Annotated in this window: 15 protein-coding genes; 2 read left to right on the top strand and 13 right to left on the bottom strand. The window is 62.7% G+C overall.

The features are described from left to right. Window positions 1–63: 63 nt before the first annotated feature. Entirely contained in the window at window positions 64–1878 is a 1815-nt protein-coding gene (locus VMH22_13400; GenBank protein HTW92684.1) for a T9SS type A sorting domain-containing protein, read from the bottom strand. A 323-nt stretch (window positions 1879–2201) separates the two neighbouring features. On the opposite strand from VMH22_13400, the gene VMH22_13395 reads away from it, so the two are divergent. Then, the gene (locus VMH22_13395) at window positions 2202–3206 is read left to right on the top strand and encodes a YncE family protein (protein ID HTW92683.1); all 1005 of its coding nucleotides are present in this window, start codon (window positions 2202–2204) and stop codon (window positions 3204–3206) included. Window positions 3207–3341: 135 nt separating this feature from the next. Here VMH22_13395 and VMH22_13390 read toward each other — a convergent pair whose 3' ends face one another. Continuing rightward, window positions 3342–6056 (bottom strand): S8 family serine peptidase, encoded by a 2715-nt coding sequence (locus tag VMH22_13390; GenBank protein ID HTW92682.1) that lies wholly within the window; start codon window positions 6054–6056, stop codon window positions 3342–3344. Window positions 6057–6284: 228 nt separating this feature from the next. Here VMH22_13390 and VMH22_13385 point away from each other — a divergent pair, with 228 nt between their 5' ends. Continuing rightward, window positions 6285–6602 carry a hypothetical protein gene (locus VMH22_13385; GenBank protein HTW92681.1) on the top strand — a complete coding sequence of 106 codons (318 nt, stop codon included), beginning with the start codon at window positions 6285–6287 and terminating at the stop codon, window positions 6600–6602. Between the two features lie 94 nt (window positions 6603–6696). Here the strand turns inward: VMH22_13385 and VMH22_13380 are convergent, their stop codons facing one another. From VMH22_13380 to VMH22_13330, 11 genes are all read right to left on the bottom strand, one after another. Next, complete coding sequence (locus VMH22_13380) at window positions 6697–9105, bottom strand: YncE family protein (protein HTW92680.1); 2409 nt, start codon at window positions 9103–9105, stop codon at window positions 6697–6699. Between the two features lie 221 nt (window positions 9106–9326). Then, a complete protein-coding gene (locus VMH22_13375; protein HTW92679.1) occupies window positions 9327–10100 on the bottom strand; it encodes a class I SAM-dependent methyltransferase in 774 nt (257 codons plus the stop codon). A 5-nt stretch (window positions 10101–10105) separates the two neighbouring features. Then, window positions 10106–10768 carry a hypothetical protein gene (locus VMH22_13370; GenBank protein ID HTW92678.1) on the bottom strand — a complete coding sequence of 221 codons (663 nt, stop codon included), beginning with the start codon at window positions 10766–10768 and terminating at the stop codon, window positions 10106–10108. After that, window positions 10758–11291, bottom strand: a complete 534-nt coding sequence (locus VMH22_13365; GenBank protein ID HTW92677.1) for a hypothetical protein — start codon at window positions 11289–11291, stop codon at window positions 10758–10760. Before VMH22_13365 ends, VMH22_13370 begins: the two co-directional genes overlap by 11 nt. 54 nt (window positions 11292–11345) lie before the next feature. Then, a complete protein-coding gene (gene nadA / locus VMH22_13360) occupies window positions 11346–12308 on the bottom strand; it encodes a quinolinate synthase NadA (GenBank protein ID HTW92676.1) in 963 nt (320 codons plus the stop codon). Beyond that, the gene (locus VMH22_13355; protein ID HTW92675.1) at window positions 12305–12814 is read right to left on the bottom strand and encodes a DUF488 domain-containing protein; all 510 of its coding nucleotides are present in this window, start codon (window positions 12812–12814) and stop codon (window positions 12305–12307) included. Before VMH22_13355 ends, nadA begins: the two co-directional genes overlap by 4 nt. Before the next feature lie 67 nt (window positions 12815–12881). After that, window positions 12882–13541 carry a segregation/condensation protein A gene (locus VMH22_13350; protein HTW92674.1) on the bottom strand — a complete coding sequence of 220 codons (660 nt, stop codon included), beginning with the start codon at window positions 13539–13541 and terminating at the stop codon, window positions 12882–12884. A 158-nt stretch (window positions 13542–13699) separates the two neighbouring features. Next, window positions 13700–14737: a DUF362 domain-containing protein gene (locus tag VMH22_13345; GenBank protein ID HTW92673.1), complete on the bottom strand. Its 1038-nt coding sequence runs from the start codon at window positions 14735–14737 to the stop codon at window positions 13700–13702. Next, complete coding sequence (gene amrS, locus VMH22_13340; protein HTW92672.1) at window positions 14728–15951, bottom strand: AmmeMemoRadiSam system radical SAM enzyme; 1224 nt, start codon at window positions 15949–15951, stop codon at window positions 14728–14730. Before amrS ends, VMH22_13345 begins: the two co-directional genes overlap by 10 nt. Before the next feature lie 28 nt (window positions 15952–15979). After that, complete coding sequence (locus tag VMH22_13335) at window positions 15980–16426, bottom strand: PEGA domain-containing protein (protein ID HTW92671.1); 447 nt, start codon at window positions 16424–16426, stop codon at window positions 15980–15982. Between the two features lie 255 nt (window positions 16427–16681). Next, window positions 16682–18085: an alpha/beta fold hydrolase gene (locus VMH22_13330; protein ID HTW92670.1), complete on the bottom strand. Its 1404-nt coding sequence runs from the start codon at window positions 18083–18085 to the stop codon at window positions 16682–16684. Window positions 18086–18204: the final 119 nt, after the last annotated feature.

The following is an 18204-nucleotide window of genomic DNA, read 5'->3' as shown; positions in this document are numbered from 1 at the left end:
GGTCAGCAGCGGTCGGCAGCGAGGGGCGGGCATCGCTGCCCGCCCCGCGGTCGCCAATTGAACTCAGCGTGTGAGCATGAGCTTCCTGGTGGTCGACGCCTTGCCGTTGGTCAGCGTGCAGAAGTAGACGCCGGCAGCGACATTCCTCGCGTCCCACGTCGCCGTGTAGCGGCCGGCTTGGCGGTGTCCTGAAGCCAGAGTCTGGACCGGACGCCCGGCCACGTCGTAGACGACCAGCGACACGTCTCCTGTTCGTGGTAGCGAATAGGATATCCGCGTCCGGATTTCGAACGGGTTCGGCTTTGCGGCCGCATCGAGCCTTACCGGCGCTACACTCGGTTGCTCAGCGATTCCCCCGAATACAGGAATCTTTTGGACCACGACCGGGTTGTGCGACGCCGCGCCTTCGGCTGTCGACCCGGAAGCCGCCACGTAGAAGCCGGCGATGGAGTCTTCCTCATAGATGACCGCCATGGTATCCGAATTCGCGTCGCCCTTGATCGCGTAGTCGATGACCGACGGAAATCGCATCGAGTACGAACCGGCATCGGTCAGCTTGGCCGCCGGCGCCCAGGTGAGGCCGTTGTCGCTTGAGGCCGATGCGAAGATGTCGGCGCGCATGCGATTGGTTGTCGGCTCGTAGTTCAGCGAGTCGAACTGCTCCCACGTAACGAACAGGTTGCCGTGACTATCCTCGCCGATGCTGGGGCGGCAGGCCATCGCGGCGTTGTAGCCCATAGTGACGCCGGTAGGCCACGTGCTGGTGGTCGCGACGCTGATCAGGCTCCAGTGCGGGGTATTGTCCGGGCAGTAGTGCCATATCTCCGCCGGGATTACGTGAATTGTGTCGGTAGCGGGGCACGGCAGGAGGTCGGCCACTATGTGGAACCGGTCATGCCGGTCATAGTACGGGAAGATCGACGTGATATCGAAGCTCGTCCTCGCCGAGTCGGCGGCATAGGCAGAGGGGGTATCTATCTTGGTCGGGCCGCCCCAGGTCTTGCCGCCATCAGTGCTGAAGTCGACATAGCCGTCCTGGGGTCCTGACCCCACACCTAGCTCGATAACCCAGGTTAGTGCGACCTTGTTCGATACTTTCGAGGCCGCGATGTTCTGGGTCGGGAAGCCGGGATTGGGGTCAAAGCCAAACACCGGAGCGGAAAAATGCGGCCAGCTATCAGACAGGTGGGAGTGGCTGTACTCCAACACGTACGTGCTTTCGATTGGGAAGATGTGGACGGTTCCGAGGTCGGTGCCGCCTACGTCAAGCGGCGGCCACCCGATGTTCGAGCCGAAGACCACGGAGTCGCAGTAGCTGAAGATACCGAGACCCGAGCCCGCGTCCCTGGCGACCCGTGGGCTCAAGTGGGTATCGAGAGCCCTACGATGGCAACTGACAACTGCCGCCCCGGACGAATCGGCGGCTATATTGCCGTAGCCCGTGCGAAGACTGGCCGGGAACACCGGGATGCCGTCGTCAGCCATGAAGTCCTGGCCAAGCCAGTTCCAGGCATGGACGGAGTAATCGTAGAAGTTGTAGTACATGCGCCGGCTCGGGAAGGTCTGGCCGGTGTCGTCGTTGCAGTACATCCAGGTCACGTGCACTCCGTGTCCCGGCGAGTTCACGATCATTCTCCAGATCGGACCATTGGCCCACCAGTCAAAGGTCGTGCCACCGATGGTGTCAATGGTGCCGACGAGAGCCCGCGCGGGGACGTGCGCCCCGCCGTGGACAACCTGCGCCGGAGACGCCGGCGTCAGGTTTCCACCGAGAAAGGTCGGCACCCGCACGACATCCGTCGTCGGCGACAGTTGGGTCTTGCCTGCGGCCAGCGCCAGCAAGGGTGCGATCAGAACCAAGCACAGCAAGTTACGCATCTGACTCCTCCTTGGGTTTGATATCATATACTACTGCGTTGGAAGGGGCAGGCAGTCTGCAGTCCGGTCTTGACATAAGATGCCGTCGAAGCGTGGGATACCGAGGCCGCGATGGGTCAGTTGCCGGAATCGAAACCGGCCAGCGGCGACGGCCAGCCCTTGCTCCAAGACCAGCAATTCCCGACCCCTGGTTCCTCTTCCTGATTGACATCCCGCCCGCGAGTCCTAGAATCAGGCCGTGGCCGGTGCAGTCAAGAGCATGGTCGCACTATCAGTTGACGGCGGAGTCAATGATGTGCACCTTGCCACGATGAGGAGTTGAGGTGCGAACCGGTCCCTGGTTCGTGCTGGCAGTGTTGGCACTGACAGGCCCCGCGGCGTTTGTCGGCTGCCGTTCGACCGCGCCCAGCAACAGGTATCCGGATACGGTCCGCGCAACAATTCCGACGACGGACGGCCACCCCCAGAATCTCGTTTGCCCATCCAACACCGGACGGGTATACGTGACGGGCGGTTGGGATGATGCCGTCTATGTCATACGGACCTCGGACAGCGTGGTTGCGGATACGCTGCGCCTGGGGAACTGCCCCACGCACATCGGTTGCAGCCCCAACGGCAAGTACGTCTACGTCGGGAGCTTCGACGACGTCGACTCCAGCGCGCCGCGCCGTCTGTATTCGATTCGCACTTCCGACAATGCCATTGTGGACAGCGTCGACCTCATCGGTGTGCCGCACGGCATCGCCTGCCTGCCGAACGGCGCGTCCATCTATGTGTCGTTGGACGACCCGACCAACAAGGTGGCGGTCATCCGTGCCTCGGACTTGTCAGTCATCGCCAACATCCCGGTCGGCACAGAACCACGCGGCCTCGTCGCCCTGCCCAACAGCCGGTTCGTCTACGTGGCCTGCACGTATTCTGACTCCGTGTACGTCATCCGGACCGCGGACAACACGGTTGTCGGGAAGATAGGCGTCGGCAGCGCCCCTCACCGGCTGGCGGTTCTGCCGACCGGCGACTATGTCTACCTAAGCCGGTACGACTACGCGCCGGTCATGGTGATACGCACGTCGGACAATACTGTGGTGGACAGCATCGTCGTGTCCGACGGGCGTCCGTGCGGCCTCGCCGCTTTGCCCAACGGGCGCTACGTCTACGTTACAAACCGGGACGCCGATTGCGTGGACATCATCCGGACATCGGATGATTCGGTCGTCGCGACAGTGGGCGTCGGCAGCACGCCTTACGACGCGGCCAGCCTGCCTGACGGTTCCGGTGTCTACGTCGCCAATCGCGATGACAACTCGGTCACATTCGTCGGGTACTAGGCGTCGAGGCGGCGCGGCGCAGGCCGACGGCCGGCGGCTCACAGCCGGCTGAGCACTTTCCTACACGGCGAACGAACGGCTCACAAAGTGAGGGGCGGCCGGAAGGCCGCCCCTCGCAGTATTGTCCGTTCTCGGTTACTTCAGCACCGCGATCTTCTGGGCGTAGAGACCGGCCGGCGTCTTCACCTGAACAAGGTACGTGCCGGTTGGCAGCTTCGCGCCGTCGAGCGTGAAGCTCAGGCGCTGGCCCATGGTGGCATTACGAGTCTGGCTTTGGACCAGTCGCCCGTTGGTCGCGAAGGTCTTGAGCTCGATCAGACCCGAGATCGGCGCGATGAACTCGACCGTTGCCCTGCCGCGCGTTGGGCTCGGGCTGACCTTCAGAACATAAGGCTTGACCTCGGGTTGCCGTGTTTGCTGCGCTACGGCCGGCGGGATTCCCTCACCGAAGTAGAGGAGTATCCGCCGCATGAGAGTCCATTTCTGCAGGTAGCGCGACACCTGGTGGTCTATCGCTTCGAACGCGCAGGAGAAGAGGACCACCTTGTACGAACCGGAGTAGCGGATGACGGCTTGAACCGTTGTGTCCGAGTAGCCCTTGTAGGTGCCGCAACCGACGGCTCCGCCGAGCGGCCGGATGCCGTCGGCCGACGTGGAGTTGTTCGCTCCGCCGCCTCCGCCGAGCACCATTGTGTCCTGAGCGCTCGGGCCGTGGCTGGTAATCGGGTCACCCGCTTTGCCGATCACGTAGACCTGGCCGGTCGCGGGAGTCACGAATTGGGCATGGAGGTAGTTGGTGAGGAAGGAGTCGCCGGCGACGTCCTGCGCGATGTTCTGGCCGGCGAGGAGCAGGTTGCCGCCGTTGTCCAGATAGCTCTTCAGGTTTGCCTCGTCGGTTGACGTGAGGGTGCTGGTCGAATCGTTACCGCAGAACCAGACCACGACCGGATAGTGCTTCAGCGTTTCGGCCGTGGGCGAGCCCGAATTCAGGACCGAAAAGGTGTCGTAGAGCACGAAGTTGGAGTCGCAGGCGCCAGTGTAGTACGACTGGTAGCCTGCGCCCTTGTCGTCGTCGACGATGAGCACGTGCGGCTCGCCGCACTTGACGGTGAAAATAGTCAGAGGATAGGTCGGGTTCGGGGTGGCGTGCGCGGTCACGTAGAAGCCGAGTTTCTGCGGAGGAACCGAGGCCGGCACGGTAATGACAAAGGAATCGGTCGAGCAGTTGGCGCTGTCGCCGCCGGGGATATCAACGAACCGGGCCGTGTCCCTGGTGATCTTGACGTTGGTATCGGAACAGGCGAGTGTGGCGAAAACGCCGGTGGCGGTACGGTAGCCGGTGGTATTGTGGTAGGTGACGATGAGCGAAACGGTCTCGCCCGGGTCCGGCCGGCCGTTGTTGTTGCCCGAGGCATCGTTGAACCGCCACGATGTGAGCTTCAGGTCGCACCAGTAGATCGGCAGGACGAGGTTGGCCATACTCACGCGGCCGGCCCCGAGCTCGCCGGCGCGGAAGAGCGAGTCCGGCATCGTGTCGCAGGCGACGTGCATCATGTCCAGTGCCTGCTGGTTGGTCAGAGACGGGTTCCATGACTTCATCCAGGAGGCGACGCCGGCGACGAGCGGCGTGGCCATGGACGTGCCGCTCATCAGGGCGTAGCTGCCCTCGAGTCTGGGCACGGTCGAATAGATGTTCAGGCCCGGGGCCGTGATGTCAACCCACGGGCCATAGTTGGAGAAGTCCGTCTTCTTGTCGGACTGGTCGGACGCCGCCACGTTCTCGACGTGCGGATAGCAGGCCGGGTAGCCCTTTACGCGTGCGTAGTCGTTGCCCGCGGCACCGAACAGGACCGCGCCGGCGTCCCAGGCAGCCTGACAGGCGACTGACTCCGCCGCATTATAGGCCCCGGCCCCTGTGTCTCCGAAGCTCATCGATACGGCCCAGATGTTGTGTTGCGTCAGGTAGCTCAAGGCCTGGATGACGGGGGCCGTGTAGACGCCGGTGCCGTGGCCGCAGCGCACGGCGATCGTGCGGCTGTTCCAGGCGGCGCCGGCCACACCGATACCGTTGTTGGTCACGGCATTGGAAATGCCCCAGCAGTGGGTGCCGTGGTCGTCGCCGGAATCGCACTGCGGTATCGGGTCGCCGCCCATGAAGTCGTACCCGACCACATCGTCGAAGAAGTTGTCGGCATCCTGGTCAACGCCGTCAAGGTCGCCGTCCGGGGACCAGAGGGTGTCGAACTGGTGGTTGTGGTTGATGTCTTCGGAATCGTTGATCCAGAGGTTGGCTTTGATGTCCGGGTGGTCGAGATCGACGCCGTTGTCGAGCGGCGCGTTCAGCACGGTCGTTTCGCCTTTGGCGATGGTCCAGGCCCATGGCGCACCGATCTTCTGCAGGTGCCACTGGCTCGCGTAGTTCGGGTCATTGGGAGCGTCACAGAAATGCCTGACGTTGTTCGGACAGGCAAGCTCGACCTCGGCCAGAGCTTTGTAGTCCGCCATCACCGGTGCGATATCCTGGTTGGCGCCGAACTGGACAATGTACTGAAGGTCGAGGCCGTATTTCCGCTGGATGTCGGTCGGGTGGAGACTTACCAACAGCGGCTCGGCATCATCGACGTGCCACTTGCGGCTCAATTCATCGAGCGCCGGGATGCCGAAGAGCGCGACGCCGGCGGACTTGGTCAGTCTGACCAGGCCACGCTGGGACTGGCTGAGCTGGATGATAACCTGGCCGGCCACATGGTCGGCGATGTCCTTGCTCCTGACGACCGGGCGATTGTAGTCCGGCCATGCGAAAGTCATCGCTACCGCGGCGACTACGACGAAAAGTACTCTCTGACGCATTTGTTTGCCTCCGGGCAATGATATCTGCTTATGAGACTTCGGGGCAGCCACGACTTCGGCTGCTCCGGTATTTTAATGATATGACAGGGCCGTGAAGAAGTCAAACCGCAGCCGGTTTCACTGAATCCGATTTTGAACCAGAACGACACCAAGCGCACCGAGCGGAGAGAGTCGATTTCCGTCCCCGACCCCTTTGTGTCCTTGCGGGAGACAGAACCAATGTGCCTCGTGAGCTCTGAAGTCATGCTGGGAGTCGCGACGGAAACCGCGGTCCAAACCACTCCGCAGACCGCCGTCGGAATCGCCGCGGCAGTTGCGGTGAGACTCAAACGGCGAATCACCGTTCAGGTCGCCCTGGAACCGCTCCTGAGAATCAGCTCCGGAATCGGAGTGCGAACCGCGGCGTACGTGACCCCGCAAACCGGGCCGAGAATCGCCATCCAGGTTCCCTTGAGAGTCACGTTCCGAACCACCCCCCGAACCGTTCCCGGAACGGTCCCCAGGGCGATTCCCGACGTGATCTTTTCAGCCAATATTGCGGCTTAAAGCGTCGTGTTTTAATAACTTAGCTACAGATGAACGGAAAATGGGTAGCGTCCCCATTTAGAAGGGTCTACTGCGGCGATTCGAGCCTTGTCTGCTAGCGCGTCAGGACGACCTTGCGGATGGCTTGGGCTTGGACTTGAGTCTGGGTTTGGGCTGTCCTCACGAAGTACACGCCCGGCGCCAGCGCCCGCACATCATTCGGGCCCGGCCGCAGGTCCATCACCTTCCTGCCGCTGATGTCGAGCAAGCTTGCAGCGTGCGGCTTGCGGCTTGTGGCTTTCGGCAGGAGCAGCACGCCGCGGATGACGGTCGGCAACGGCTTGGAGCATGCGACCTGCGGCTTGGGGCTCTCCTCGATTCCCGGGTGCGAATTGCGCAAGACTGAGATGGTGGAGCCATAGTAGTTCGCGACATACATCCGGCTCTGGGCCGGGTTCCAGGCTAGATCAATCGGGTACCCGCCGACCCCGATGGTCACGCCAACGCCGTCGGTCGCGCCGTCTATCACGGTCACGCCGTTGCTGCCACCGTTCGCGCAGTAGACCTTGTTGATGGTCGGGTTGTAGCAGAGAGCAAGAGGGTTGCTACCTGTTATCACGGTGGCGACGACCGCATTTGTCGCGCCGTCTATCACGGTCACGTTGCCACTACTATCGTTGGCGCAGTATACCTTGTTGTTGGTCGGATTGTAGCCGAGAGCGCAAGGGTTAGTGCCTGCGGCCACGGTCGCGATGACCGTGTTGGCCGCGCCGTCAATCACGGCTACGTTGCCGCTGCCACCGTTCGCGCAGTAGACCTTGTTGTCGGTCGGGTTGTAGCAGAGGGCAAGAGGGTTGCTACCTGTCATCACGTTGGCAATGACCCCGTTGGTCGCGCCGTCAATCACGGTCACGCCGCCGCTGCCCTCGTTCGCGCAGTAGACCTTGTTGTTGGCCGGATTGTAGCAGAGGGCAAGAGGGTTGCTACCTGCAGTCACTGTGACAATGACCCCGTTCGTCGCACCGTCAATCACGGTCACGTTGTCGCTGCCCTCGTTCGCGCAGTAGACCTTGTCGTTGGCCGAGTTGTAACAGAGGGCAAGAGGGTTGCTACCTGTTATCACGGTGGCGATGACCGCGTTGGTCGCGCCGTCAATCACGGTCACGTTGCTGCTGCCCTTGTTCGCGGAGTAGACCTTGTTGTTGGCCGGGTTATGGCAGAGGGCATGAGGGTTGCTACCTGCAGTAACGGTGGTGATGATGCTGTCGGCAGCGCCGTCAATCACGGTCACGTTGGCGCTGCTATCGTTCGCGCAGTAGACCCTATTGTCGGTCGGGTTGTAGCAGAGTGCCCGAGGGAAGCGGCCTGCGGCCACGGTCGTGATAACGCCGTTGGTCGCCCCGTCAATCACGGTCACGTTGTTGCCGTACCGATTCGCGCTGTAGACCTTGTAGTTGGTTGGGTTGTAGCAGAGGGCGTACGGTCCGTTGCCTGCGGCCACGGTCGCGATGACCCCGTTAGTCACACCGTCAATCACGGTCACAGTGGTGTCGCCCAAGTTCGCGCAGTAGACATTGTTGTTGGTCGCGTCGTAGCAGAGGGCGTTCGGTCCGCTGCCTGCGCCCGTGGTCGCGATGACGCTGTCGGTCGCGCCGTCAATCACGGTCACGCTTACGCCTCCCCTATTCACGCAGTAGACCTTGTTGTTGGTCGGGTTGTAGCAGAATGCCCCTGGGAAACGGCCTGAGGCCACGGTAGCGATAACGCCGTTGGTCGCCCCGTCAATCACGGTCACGTTGTCGCTCCCCATGTTCGCGCTGTAGACCCTGTTGTTGGTCGGGTTGTAACAGAGGGCCTGAGGAAAGCTGCCTGTGGCCACGGTCGCGACGACCCCATTAGTCGCGCCGTCAATTACTGTAACGTTGCCAAGGAAATCGGAGTTCGCGCAGTAGACTCTGTTGTTCTGAGGATTGTAGCAGATAGCCCAAGGCGTGTTGCCTGCGGGCACGGTCGCGACGACACCGTTGGTCGCGCCGTCAATCACGGTCACGTTGTTGCTCCCGTTGTTCGCGCAGTAGATCTTGTTGTTGGCCGGGTTGTAACAGAGGGCAAGAGGGTTGCTGCCTGTTATCACGGTGGCGATGACCCCGTTGGTCGCGCCGTCTATCACCGTCACCGTGGAGTCCCAGCAGTTCGCGCAGTAGACCCTGTTGTTCGTCGGGTTGTAGCAGATGGCCCCCACATTCGACCCGGCTGGGATCCAGGCAATCTTCTGGTTCGTAGCCCCATCAATCGCGAGCACACAGGTGCCATCGCCGCCGACATAGATGGTGTTGTTGGCCGAGTCGTACGCCAGGCACCCCGGGTTTACCATTCCGGGTAGGTAGATGGTGGTTTCCACGGATTGTCCGCTGGCCGCCGACAGACAGCAGCAAATGGCCAACAGCACGGCCATGGGGCACGCGGCCCGGTTGTGGGCAAGGGCGCTTCGGTTGTACGGACCACGGGCGGGACGGACGTTCACGGGTCCTCCTTTGGGCGAAACCCGAGCTGTGAAGCAGACAGCAGCCGTACAATTATACACCGTCTCGGGCGCTGTCAATAACTGGCCTTCCGCGACTCATGCACGGCCGCAGGGCCCAGTGGAACGGACGACCCGAGGAGCGGAACTCGAACCCGATTACTCGGGCTTCGCGGCAGTGGTCTGGAAGGCTACGAAGTCGCGCAATTGAAACTGCGTATCGGTCAGGACGCGGGTCGGTCAGCGGCGAGTACGAGCTGCTCAGGCAGCCCTTTGAGGTTCGGGATCTCCCATTTCTGGCGGGTGTCGCCGACCTCCTCTAGTGCCGTGACGCGGAACCCGGCGGCAACGAGAGCGCCGAAGTGGTCCGATACGGTCCAACTGAAGTCGAACCGGCCAAGGCTTGCGCCGGGATCGTTCGGGTCGGGGAACAGGTCTCCCTCCTCCCGAGGACGGCGTCGGTCAAAGTAAGAACACTCGACTTGCGGGTTGCCGGGTTCCTGCTTCCAGACGCGGCGCACCGGATGGTACTCATTGACGATGAAGCGGCCGCCGGGGCAGAGGATGCGGTGGACCTCGGCATAGAACCGGTCCAGGTCTTCGATCTGGCGTGTCGCCTGGGCTGCGTACGCGAAGTCAAAGGACGTATCGTGGATGGCCGACAGGTCGCAGAAATCGGTCTGGACGAAATCCAGTTCGACACCGATGATGCGTGCCCGGATCATCACCATGTCGAGCAGGCTCCGGCTTGGGTCGACGACGGTGACCCGGGCGCCTATTGCCCCCAGCGCCAGAGGCGCCGTGCCGTCGCCGGCGCCGAGCACGCAGGTGGTCCGGCCCGCGGCCGGGCCGATCAATTCCTGTTCGACAACGTTGAGCGCCAGCGCCGGCATGCTCGCGAGTCGGCGCCAGGGCTCTTTGTCTTCCGGGTCGCGTACCCAGGTTTGCGCTACCGGCACCCAGTCACGGCGCGCCGTCATCGACTTACCGTCGGCCATACCGGCTAAGAACCGGGCTCGTAGGCGGTGAGCACCCTGGTCTCCGTGCCGGTTACCCGTTTCACCAGGCCGACGCCCGGAGCCAGCCATTCGGAGTAGACAAGCAGGGAGTCAGTGGTGTCTGAAGGTTCGACGGTCTTGATGTCGCGGTAGGTGTCGACGCGGTAGCACTGAATGAACGTCCCCGCCGGCGTCGCCACGCTGTCGATGGCCGCGACCCGGCCCGCCAGGCTGTCGTTCAGTTTTACCGTGTCCGTGCCCATGAGCACGACAGTGTCGCAGAACGATTCACTCCAGGTTGCGCCGAGGACGAACGGGAGTTCGTAGACGAGACCGTACCGTTCCTCGATCGTGTATTCTTGGCCTTCGCGGATCACGGTGAGGCGGGTGAGTTTCCTTGCCTCGGTCGCTGCCTTTGTCCAGTACTCCGGTGAGTAGTCGCGCAGCACAACGATGCAGGCCCGGTCGTCAATCGCGCTGTCGCCGGCGACCGAATCGACCGCCGCGTTGCCGGCGACGTCGTAGGTCCAGCGACTGCCTGATATCAGCGGGAAGTAGTCGGACTTCGCCCGCAGGAGGGTCATGTCGTTGCATCCGGCCAGGACTATCAATGCGACGGCGGCCGCGAGAGCGACCCGACCGGTTCGGCCCGGGGCATCAGAAGACATAGGCCACTCCTCCCTTGAGCGCGATGAGGTAGGTGAGTGAGACGGTGCGACTGCTCCCGGCCGATTGTGACTCGGAGAAAACGATATTGTCCAGCGTGAGCGAAAGACGGCTGTGTCCCTGGCGCTGAAAGACGCCGACGTCGAGATGGCCGGAGGGCGCCGCGCCGGTCTCCCGAGCCGAGCCCAGCGTGCGACTGAGCAGGCCGAAACCGGCTGCCACCGACCCTTCGAGTCCCCAATCCGATGTCGCGCCGGCCCGGCCCAGCGAGAAATCGCGGCCGTAGCCGATCGCAGGTTCGTTGATGTCGAGCCGATACGGGCTGGCCTCCTTCGCATGCAGCCCGGAGTAGCGGTATTCCAGCGTGAAGACATTCGGGCCGGTCCGGTAGCCGAAATCGACCCCGAATAGCGCGGCATCGCCGTGGTTGGTTTCGAGTCCGGACGCCGGGAACAGGACGCCGACCCGGCCCCCGAGCTCAAAACCGCCGGTCAGCAGGAGAGGCACGATCAGTAAGGAGAGCATGGTGAGACTGTAGGTCGCTTGTCCTTGAGAGTCAAGAACGGCAAGGGGCGAGGGCTACACCGCCATCATCCGATCAATGGCTTGACGCGCGCGGGCGGCAATGTCGTCGGGCAAGGTCGTCTCGGCCCTCCCGCCTTCCAGCGCGGCCCGGACGTCTTCAAGCCGGGTGAGCTTCATGTTCCGGCAGAGCGCGGTCCGGCGCAGCGGCCAGCATCTCACGTCCGGGAGGTCGCGGCGGATGCGGTCGCACATCCCGGCCTCGGTCCCGAGCACGATTTCACGGTGTTCCCGCGCCAGTCGGACCATGCCGGAGGTCGAAGCGGCCGCGTCCGCGGCGTCAATTACCTCGAGCGGGCATTCCGGGTGGACGACGATGAATGCATCGGGGTGCTCACGGCGGGCGCGCGCCACGTCGGACGCCCGGAAAGACGCATGGACGTAGCAGAAGCCCTCCCATGGAACAATGGCGAATGGCGATTGGCGAATGGCGCTTGGCGAACCGGGATCCAGCAACGGACGGCCGGTCTCGCGGGCGACGTAGGCGGCGAGGTTGCGGTCGGGCACAAAGAGGATGCGCTTGTCTCGGGGCAGCGAATTCACGACCGCGATGGCGTTGGCCGAGGTGCAGCAAATGTCGGATTCGGCCTTGACGTCGGCCGGGGTATTGACGTAGGCAACCGTGGTGACATCGCCCAGTTGGTTCTTTCTCGCGCGCAGGGCATCGGCCGTTATCATGTCCGCCATCTGGCAGCCCGCGTCCGGAGCGGCGAGGACGACCGGGGTTTCCGGGTTGACCAGCTTTGCCGTTTCGGCCATGAACCGGACCCCGCAGAAGACAATCAGCCGGGCGCTCGCCGCGCGTGCCTGGCGGGCGAGTTCCAGGGAGTCGCCGATGAAGTCGGCCACGTCGTATATCTCCGGATTCTGGTAGTTATGGGCAAGGATGACGGCGCCAACCGAGGATTTTAGATTGGAGATTGTAGATTCTAGATTGGCGGACGCGGAAGAGGAACTCATCGGCGCGGGCCGGGACGGCGCCAGCGGCCACGACCGGGTTGAGAGGGGCGAAGGTCGGGCCGGGGGGTAGGGCGCGGCGGACGAGGAGGCGGCGGAGTCCAGACCGAAGTCTCATCGATAATGTGCACGACCTCGATGCCCTGCTTCACCAGGTGCTCGGCGATGACCAGGCGGTGGCAGTTCTCCGGTGTGCGCTCGGAGCAGAGGATGCAGCAGGCCCGCCTGGCGGCCTTGCTGCGGATGATGTCGATGCCGCGCTTGAATTCGTCGCCGGCGGTCCATTGAGTGAAGCCAGCGTCCCGGGGCCCGCCCAGTTCGTTGCCCATGAAAACGTAGTCGATGCCCTGGCCGGCAGCGAGCGCCTGCAGGCCGTCGCGGCGGAAGTAGTCTTCGCGCGCCTCCGGGGTGCGGCGGACGTCGAACAGCACCTCGATCCCATATTTCACGAGCAGCCGGGCGAAATCGAAGTTCGTCCGGTGGTCGGTGCCGATGGTAAAGACTTTCATTGGCGGTGGTTGGTCAGTTGGCGGCCCTCAATCCTAGACCAGGAACCAAGACAAGTAAAGTGCGGCGCTATCCGTTGGGAACGGGGTCCGCTTCCCGCAACTCCAGTCGGATCGTGCCGAATTCGTCCGGCTGGCGGACGCGCAGCTCGCCCAGCCGGACCAGCTCGAGTACGGCGATGAACAGCACGATGACTTCGGCGATTGTGGTCCCGGTCACGACTTCCTCGAAGTCAGCCGACCGGCGTTCGCGCATGAGGCGACGCAGGTCGGCGATCTTGTCTTCCAGTCTGACCCGGGGCGGCGCAATCTGGGCGACGCGTTCCGGGGTGAGTTTAGCCAGCACCCGCTTCAGCGCGGCCGCGAGGGCAACGACGTCCTCGCTTTCGGCCTGCTTGGCGCGAGGCGACTCGCCGGCGCGCGGGTAAAGCAGCCGGCGCTCCGACTCCTTGTCGGAAAGCATGCGGGCGACCTGCTGGTAGCGGCGGAACTCGTCCATGATCTGGTCGAGGCTGACGGTAGGAGTGGTCAGGTCCTCTTCCGGGCTGCGCGGGAGCAGGGCGCGGGTCTTCATCCGGAGCAGGACCGCGGCCATGATGAGGAAGTCCGAGGCCGATTCCATGTCCAGTTTCCGGGCCTGGCGGACCGCACCGAGGAAGTCGTCAGTCAGGCGGCCCACCGGTACGTCGGACACGTCCAGTTCGCTCTTTCGGACAAGGTAGAGCAGCAATTCGACCGGGCCCTCAAACAGGTCGAGGCGGACGTCCAGGACAGGGGACGGGGGATTTTCGATTTTCGATTGTCGATTGTCGATTGAGGCCGGAGAAGTGGGATTGTCGATTGCCGATTGTCGATTGTCGACTGGGACGGGGGAAGGGGAATCCGGGGTCATAGCTCGACGAGACGGTAGCGGCGGGTTCCGAGGCCACGGGCCTCCGCGGTTTCGAGGAGCAGCTCGGGCCGGAGTTCGGGGTAGATGGTCTTGAGCTTCGGCCCGGTTCGGTCCCAGGCAGCCTGTTCGCAGGCGATCGGGTCGAGCGAGCCGAACAGCCCGACATCAGGCATTATCGGTTTCTCGGTCTGAGTGTTGCAGTCGCAGTTGCGGGTGATGTTCAGGCAGAAGTTGAGGTGGATGAGTTCGCGGTCGAGCATCACTGCCTGGGCGTACTCGACAATCTTGCGCTGGACCATCTCCGACCCGGCGTCCCAGTCGAACCTGATCGCGTTCTGCTTGCAGATGGCGAGGCAGCCACCGCAGCCGGTGCAATTAGGGCCGACGTGGGCCACGTATTGTTCGTAATTGATGGCGTCACTAGGGCAGTAGTCGACGCAGTCGCCGCAGCTGACGCATCGGTCCGAATCGACCCACGGCTTGGATTGCGAGTGCATCTCAAGCTTGCCGGCCTTGGCGGCGAGGCCCATGGCGAGGTTCTTGAATACACCACCGAAGCCCGCCACCATGTGCCCCTTGAAGTGGGCGAGGTTGATGACGTAGCGGATGCGGCGGAGCCCCTGGGCCAGGCGGGCGACGGGCACGAGCGCGGAATCGAGCGGGACCGGGTAGGATTTCTCGCCGTGCCGGCCGTCGAGGATTTCCAGCGGGGCGAGAACGTTCTTGATCGTGAAGCCATGCTCCCGGGCCAGCCTGAGGTGCTCGGTTGCCTCCTGGCGGCGTCCTCGGTACAGGGCAGTGGTCTCGATGACGACGGGCTGCAGATTGTAGTAGCTGGCAGCAACCGCCGCGGCGCGGACGAACTCCGGCCGCAGGTGGTTATGGTTGCCGTGTTCGCCGAAGTGGACCTTGATGCCGACCCGCTTCTTGGGCCGCAGACGCTTGAAGTACTCGGACGCTTCGAGTATCGCGCCGACCCCTTCCTGCGCCCTTTCGGGCGGCACCGAGTAGACGATGGCTGTCTTTACTGCCATACGCCGGGGATATGAGTTCCGCAGAACGGGCAGTTGCCGTCCTTCAGCTTGTTATCTACTATCGTGTAGCCGCTGCGCTGGATTACAGTCTTGCCGCACTTGGGGCAATAGGTGTTCTCCGATGCGTTGCCGGGCACGTTGCCGATGTAGGTGAACTTGAGGCCTTCCGACCTGGCGATGGCGATGGTCCGTTCGAGTGTGGCGATAGGCGTGGCCGGCGAGTTCTGGAGTCGGTACTGGGGATAGAACCGGGTGAAATGGACCGGGATCGTGTCGCCGAGGCTATCACGGATCCACCGGCACATCTTCCTGATTGTCGCCGTGTCGTCATTCAGGGCCGGGACCACGAGGTTCACAAGCTCCAGATGAGTCTGGGTCTGCGCAACAGTCTTGCACGCTTCGAGCACTGGCTCGAGTGTCGAACCGCAGACGCTCTGGTAGAACTCGGGAGTGAAGCCCTTCAGGTCAATCTTGATAGCATCGACCAGCGAGCAGAGCTGCTTGAGCGGCTCGGGGTTGATGTAGCCGCCGGTCACCACCGCGGTCCTGATGCCCTTGGCCCGGGCCAGGCGGGCGATGTCTATCATGTACTCGTAGAACACGGTCGGCTCGGAGTAGGTGAAGCAGATAATCGGCACTTTCTCTTCGACCGCAAGGGCGACGACGTCCGAGGGCGAAAGATTGTAGTTCTGCAGATCTTCCATGCGGGCTTGCGAGATCTCCCAGTTCTGACAGTACTTGCACGTCTGGTTGCAGCCGGCGGTGGCGAGCGTAATACGCTCGCTGCCGGGCAGGAAGTGGAAGAACGGAGCCTTCTCAATCGGCTCCTTGTTGAGTGAGCAGGGGTGGCCGTAGACTACCGAGTAGAGCTTGCCGTCGCGGTTTTCCCGGGCGCGGCAGAATCCACGTTGGCCCGGGGCGATGACACACCGGCGCGGGCAGAGGTCGCACGCGACCAGGTTATTGCCCAGCTTGCGGTAGAAGTCGGCCTCGCGAACGGCGACTGGCGATTGGCGACTCGAAAACGGGGACTGTCCCTTCGCAGGGCCCTGTGCGACTTCCAGGGACTGTCCCCCGTTTTCCGGGGCATGTCCCGACGCTCGCAAACCGGGCGCAAGCAGCAGCACGACGAGCACAAACAGGGCAGCGGTCTTGGGGAAAGAGCGGATGATGAATTGAGAGGGGTGTAGCCCGGTCTTGCTTTCTCTCTTCACTCTTCTCTCTTAGCTCTTCTTCTAGGCATCAGTGGAAGGCGAGCCAGTGGATGAGGAACCCGACTGCTGCACCGACGATGAACAGGCCGCCGACCGAGCCGAAGGCAATCCATTTGGCTTCGGTCGGCGCGTTCAGGACCTTTCCATAGTCGATAGATAGCTCGGTCACCTTGCCGGAGTCGACTTCGACCGAACTCGTCCCGGCGTTAATGGCGGCCAGAGTCCAGACCGATGAGAGCATCTTGCCAACGTTCCCCTGGCGAAGATGCCAGTAGACGTTCTCCAGGCTGTCGTCCGACACAATGGAGACCGAGTACTTGCCCGGCTTCAGCGCGTGCATCTCAACCGGTGTCCGGCCGACGTAATCGCCCTCGACGTAAATCGCGATGCCGACCGAGTTCGACCGGACCGTGAGGTAGCCGGAATCGGTCGGTGCGACGCCCGAAATCAGGAGCAGGATGGCTAGTGGGAGCACGTCAGACAACAATAGCCGATTGGTGCGGCCAAGTCAATCCGGCTTCGGAGCTTCGGAGCCAGAGTCGGGGCAGGAGTTAACCACCAAGGCACAAAGACACAAAGAAGCTCCCAGCAGCAAATGCCTCAGTACGTTCGGACCGCCCGACGACTTCCAAGTCTCGGCCAAGCATGGATCGCGTCGCCTGCATCCGACTGCCTGGACCTTGGTGTCTTGGTGTCTTTGTGGTAAGACTCCGCTTCGGTGCCGGATGGGCTACTTCTTGGTGCCCGCGTGCGCGAGGATCCAGTCGCCCATCACCTGGAGCGCTGAGGGCGAGATGGTCTCGTCGATCTTCGCGTACTCGGTCACCGCCCCGGTATTCGCCGTCTGGAACAGGTGGTTCAGACCTGGCAGTTCCTTGGTTTCGAAGTCCTTGTTGCCGCCCGCCTTGAGCGCGGTCTCGATTGCCGCGAGGTTCTCCACAGCCGCGACCTGTACGTCTTTCTCTCCGTCAATCGCCAGCACCGGCTGCCTAAGTTGAGAGAGGGCCGGACGCGGGTCGTAGCTGACGAAGAAGCGGAACCACGGACTGAGCACGGCCTTAGTCTGTGCGTCAATTGCCTGGTCGGACAAGGACTGCTTCTTGAGCAACGGGCGGAGTTTCGCGGCAGCGGCGGCAGTGTCCTTTTCAGCCTTGACGATGTCGAGGACGGCGCGTTCAGCCGTCGCTATCTGCTTCAGGGCCGAGTCGGGCGCGCCCTCGGACCTGGCCACGGCTACTGACTGCAGCATGAGAATAGAGTCGCCCGGCAATCCGGGGCCCGCCATCATCACGACGAACGCCACGTCCGGGGCTTCGTTCGCCACTATCGGCGCTATCAGACCGCCCTCGCTGTGCCCGATGAGACCGACGTGCTTCGGGTCGATATCCTTGCGCGTCTTTAGGTACTCGAACTGAGCCCTCGTGTCGGTGGCGAGGTCGGAGGTGGTCGCAGTCTTTTCGTCTCCGCCGGATTTCCCCACGCCCCGGTCGTCACAGCGGAGCACTGCGATTCCCTGCCGGGTCAGATAGTCGGCCAGAACCAGGAACGGTTTGTGACCGAATACCTCCTCGTCGCGGTTCTCGGGTCCGGAACCGGTGATGAGCACGACCGCAGGAAACGGGCCGCCGGAATCGGGCTCGGTCAACGTTCCCGCGAGCGTGATTCCCGCCGTCTTGTTCTCAACCGTGACTTCCTCTTCTCTGTACGGGTACGGCTTCTTCGGTTCCTGAGGCCGGCTTGCTTCAGCGACCTTCTCAATCCGCTTGAGTGTGAGCGGCAAAGACGCACCTGATTGTGACCATATCCCATCGATAGTGCTGTCGTTCTTCATGGTCCCATCGTACGCGCCGCCGATGCCCTTCGCGGTCAGTGACAGCTTTCCATTGGTGAACGTGCACTCATCGACCGGAATACCGGTCGCGCCCTGGTCCGGGCTGTCCATGCTGGCGCTCAGCCTGCCGTCGGCGGCCTTGTTGATGTGGAACACGACCCGCAGTTCGCCGTTCGGCACCTTGAGCGTGCCCTGCCACAGACCCTCAACGTCTTTGGTGGCACTGGCCTTGCAACTCGATGCGAACAGGAGCAGACAGGCGATAGGAAGAATGACCGGAACAAAGCGGTTTGTCTTAGACACATGGCCTCCTTATCAGAACCTGACGGTCGGCAGAATCATAGGAAGTCTAACAGCGGTGAAGGATAGTCCGGCCCGCCCGACTGTCAACTGTCCCGGCCGCGGATGCGGACCATTGCCGT

This window comes from bacterium, assembly GCA_035505375.1.
GTDB lineage: Bacteria > Hydrothermota > Tepidihabitantia > Tepidihabitantales > Tepidihabitantaceae > UBA2258.
This window is presented reverse-complemented; position numbering and strand designations above follow the sequence as displayed.

Excerpts from the sequence above, each read along its gene's own strand:
- VMH22_13370 (HTW92678.1), bottom strand. The coding sequence starts at position 10,768 with ATGTCTTCTGATGCCCCGGGCCGAACCGGTCGGGTCGCTCTCGCGGCC.
- VMH22_13390 (HTW92682.1), bottom strand. The coding sequence starts at position 6,056 with ATGCGTCAGAGAGTACTTTTCGTCGTAGTCGCCGCGGTAGCGATGACT.
- VMH22_13365 (HTW92677.1), bottom strand. The coding sequence starts at position 11,291 with ATGCTCTCCTTACTGATCGTGCCTCTCCTGCTGACCGGCGGTTTTGAG.
- nadA (HTW92676.1), bottom strand. The coding sequence starts at position 12,308 with ATGAGTTCCTCTTCCGCGTCCGCCAATCTAGAATCTACAATCTCCAAT.
- VMH22_13355 (HTW92675.1), bottom strand. The coding sequence starts at position 12,814 with ATGAAAGTCTTTACCATCGGCACCGACCACCGGACGAACTTCGATTTC.
- VMH22_13345 (HTW92673.1), bottom strand. The coding sequence starts at position 14,737 with ATGGCAGTAAAGACAGCCATCGTCTACTCGGTGCCGCCCGAAAGGGCG.
- VMH22_13400 (HTW92684.1), bottom strand. The coding sequence starts at position 1,878 with ATGCGTAACTTGCTGTGCTTGGTTCTGATCGCACCCTTGCTGGCGCTG.
- VMH22_13375 (HTW92679.1), bottom strand. The coding sequence starts at position 10,100 with ATGGCCGACGGTAAGTCGATGACGGCGCGCCGTGACTGGGTGCCGGTA.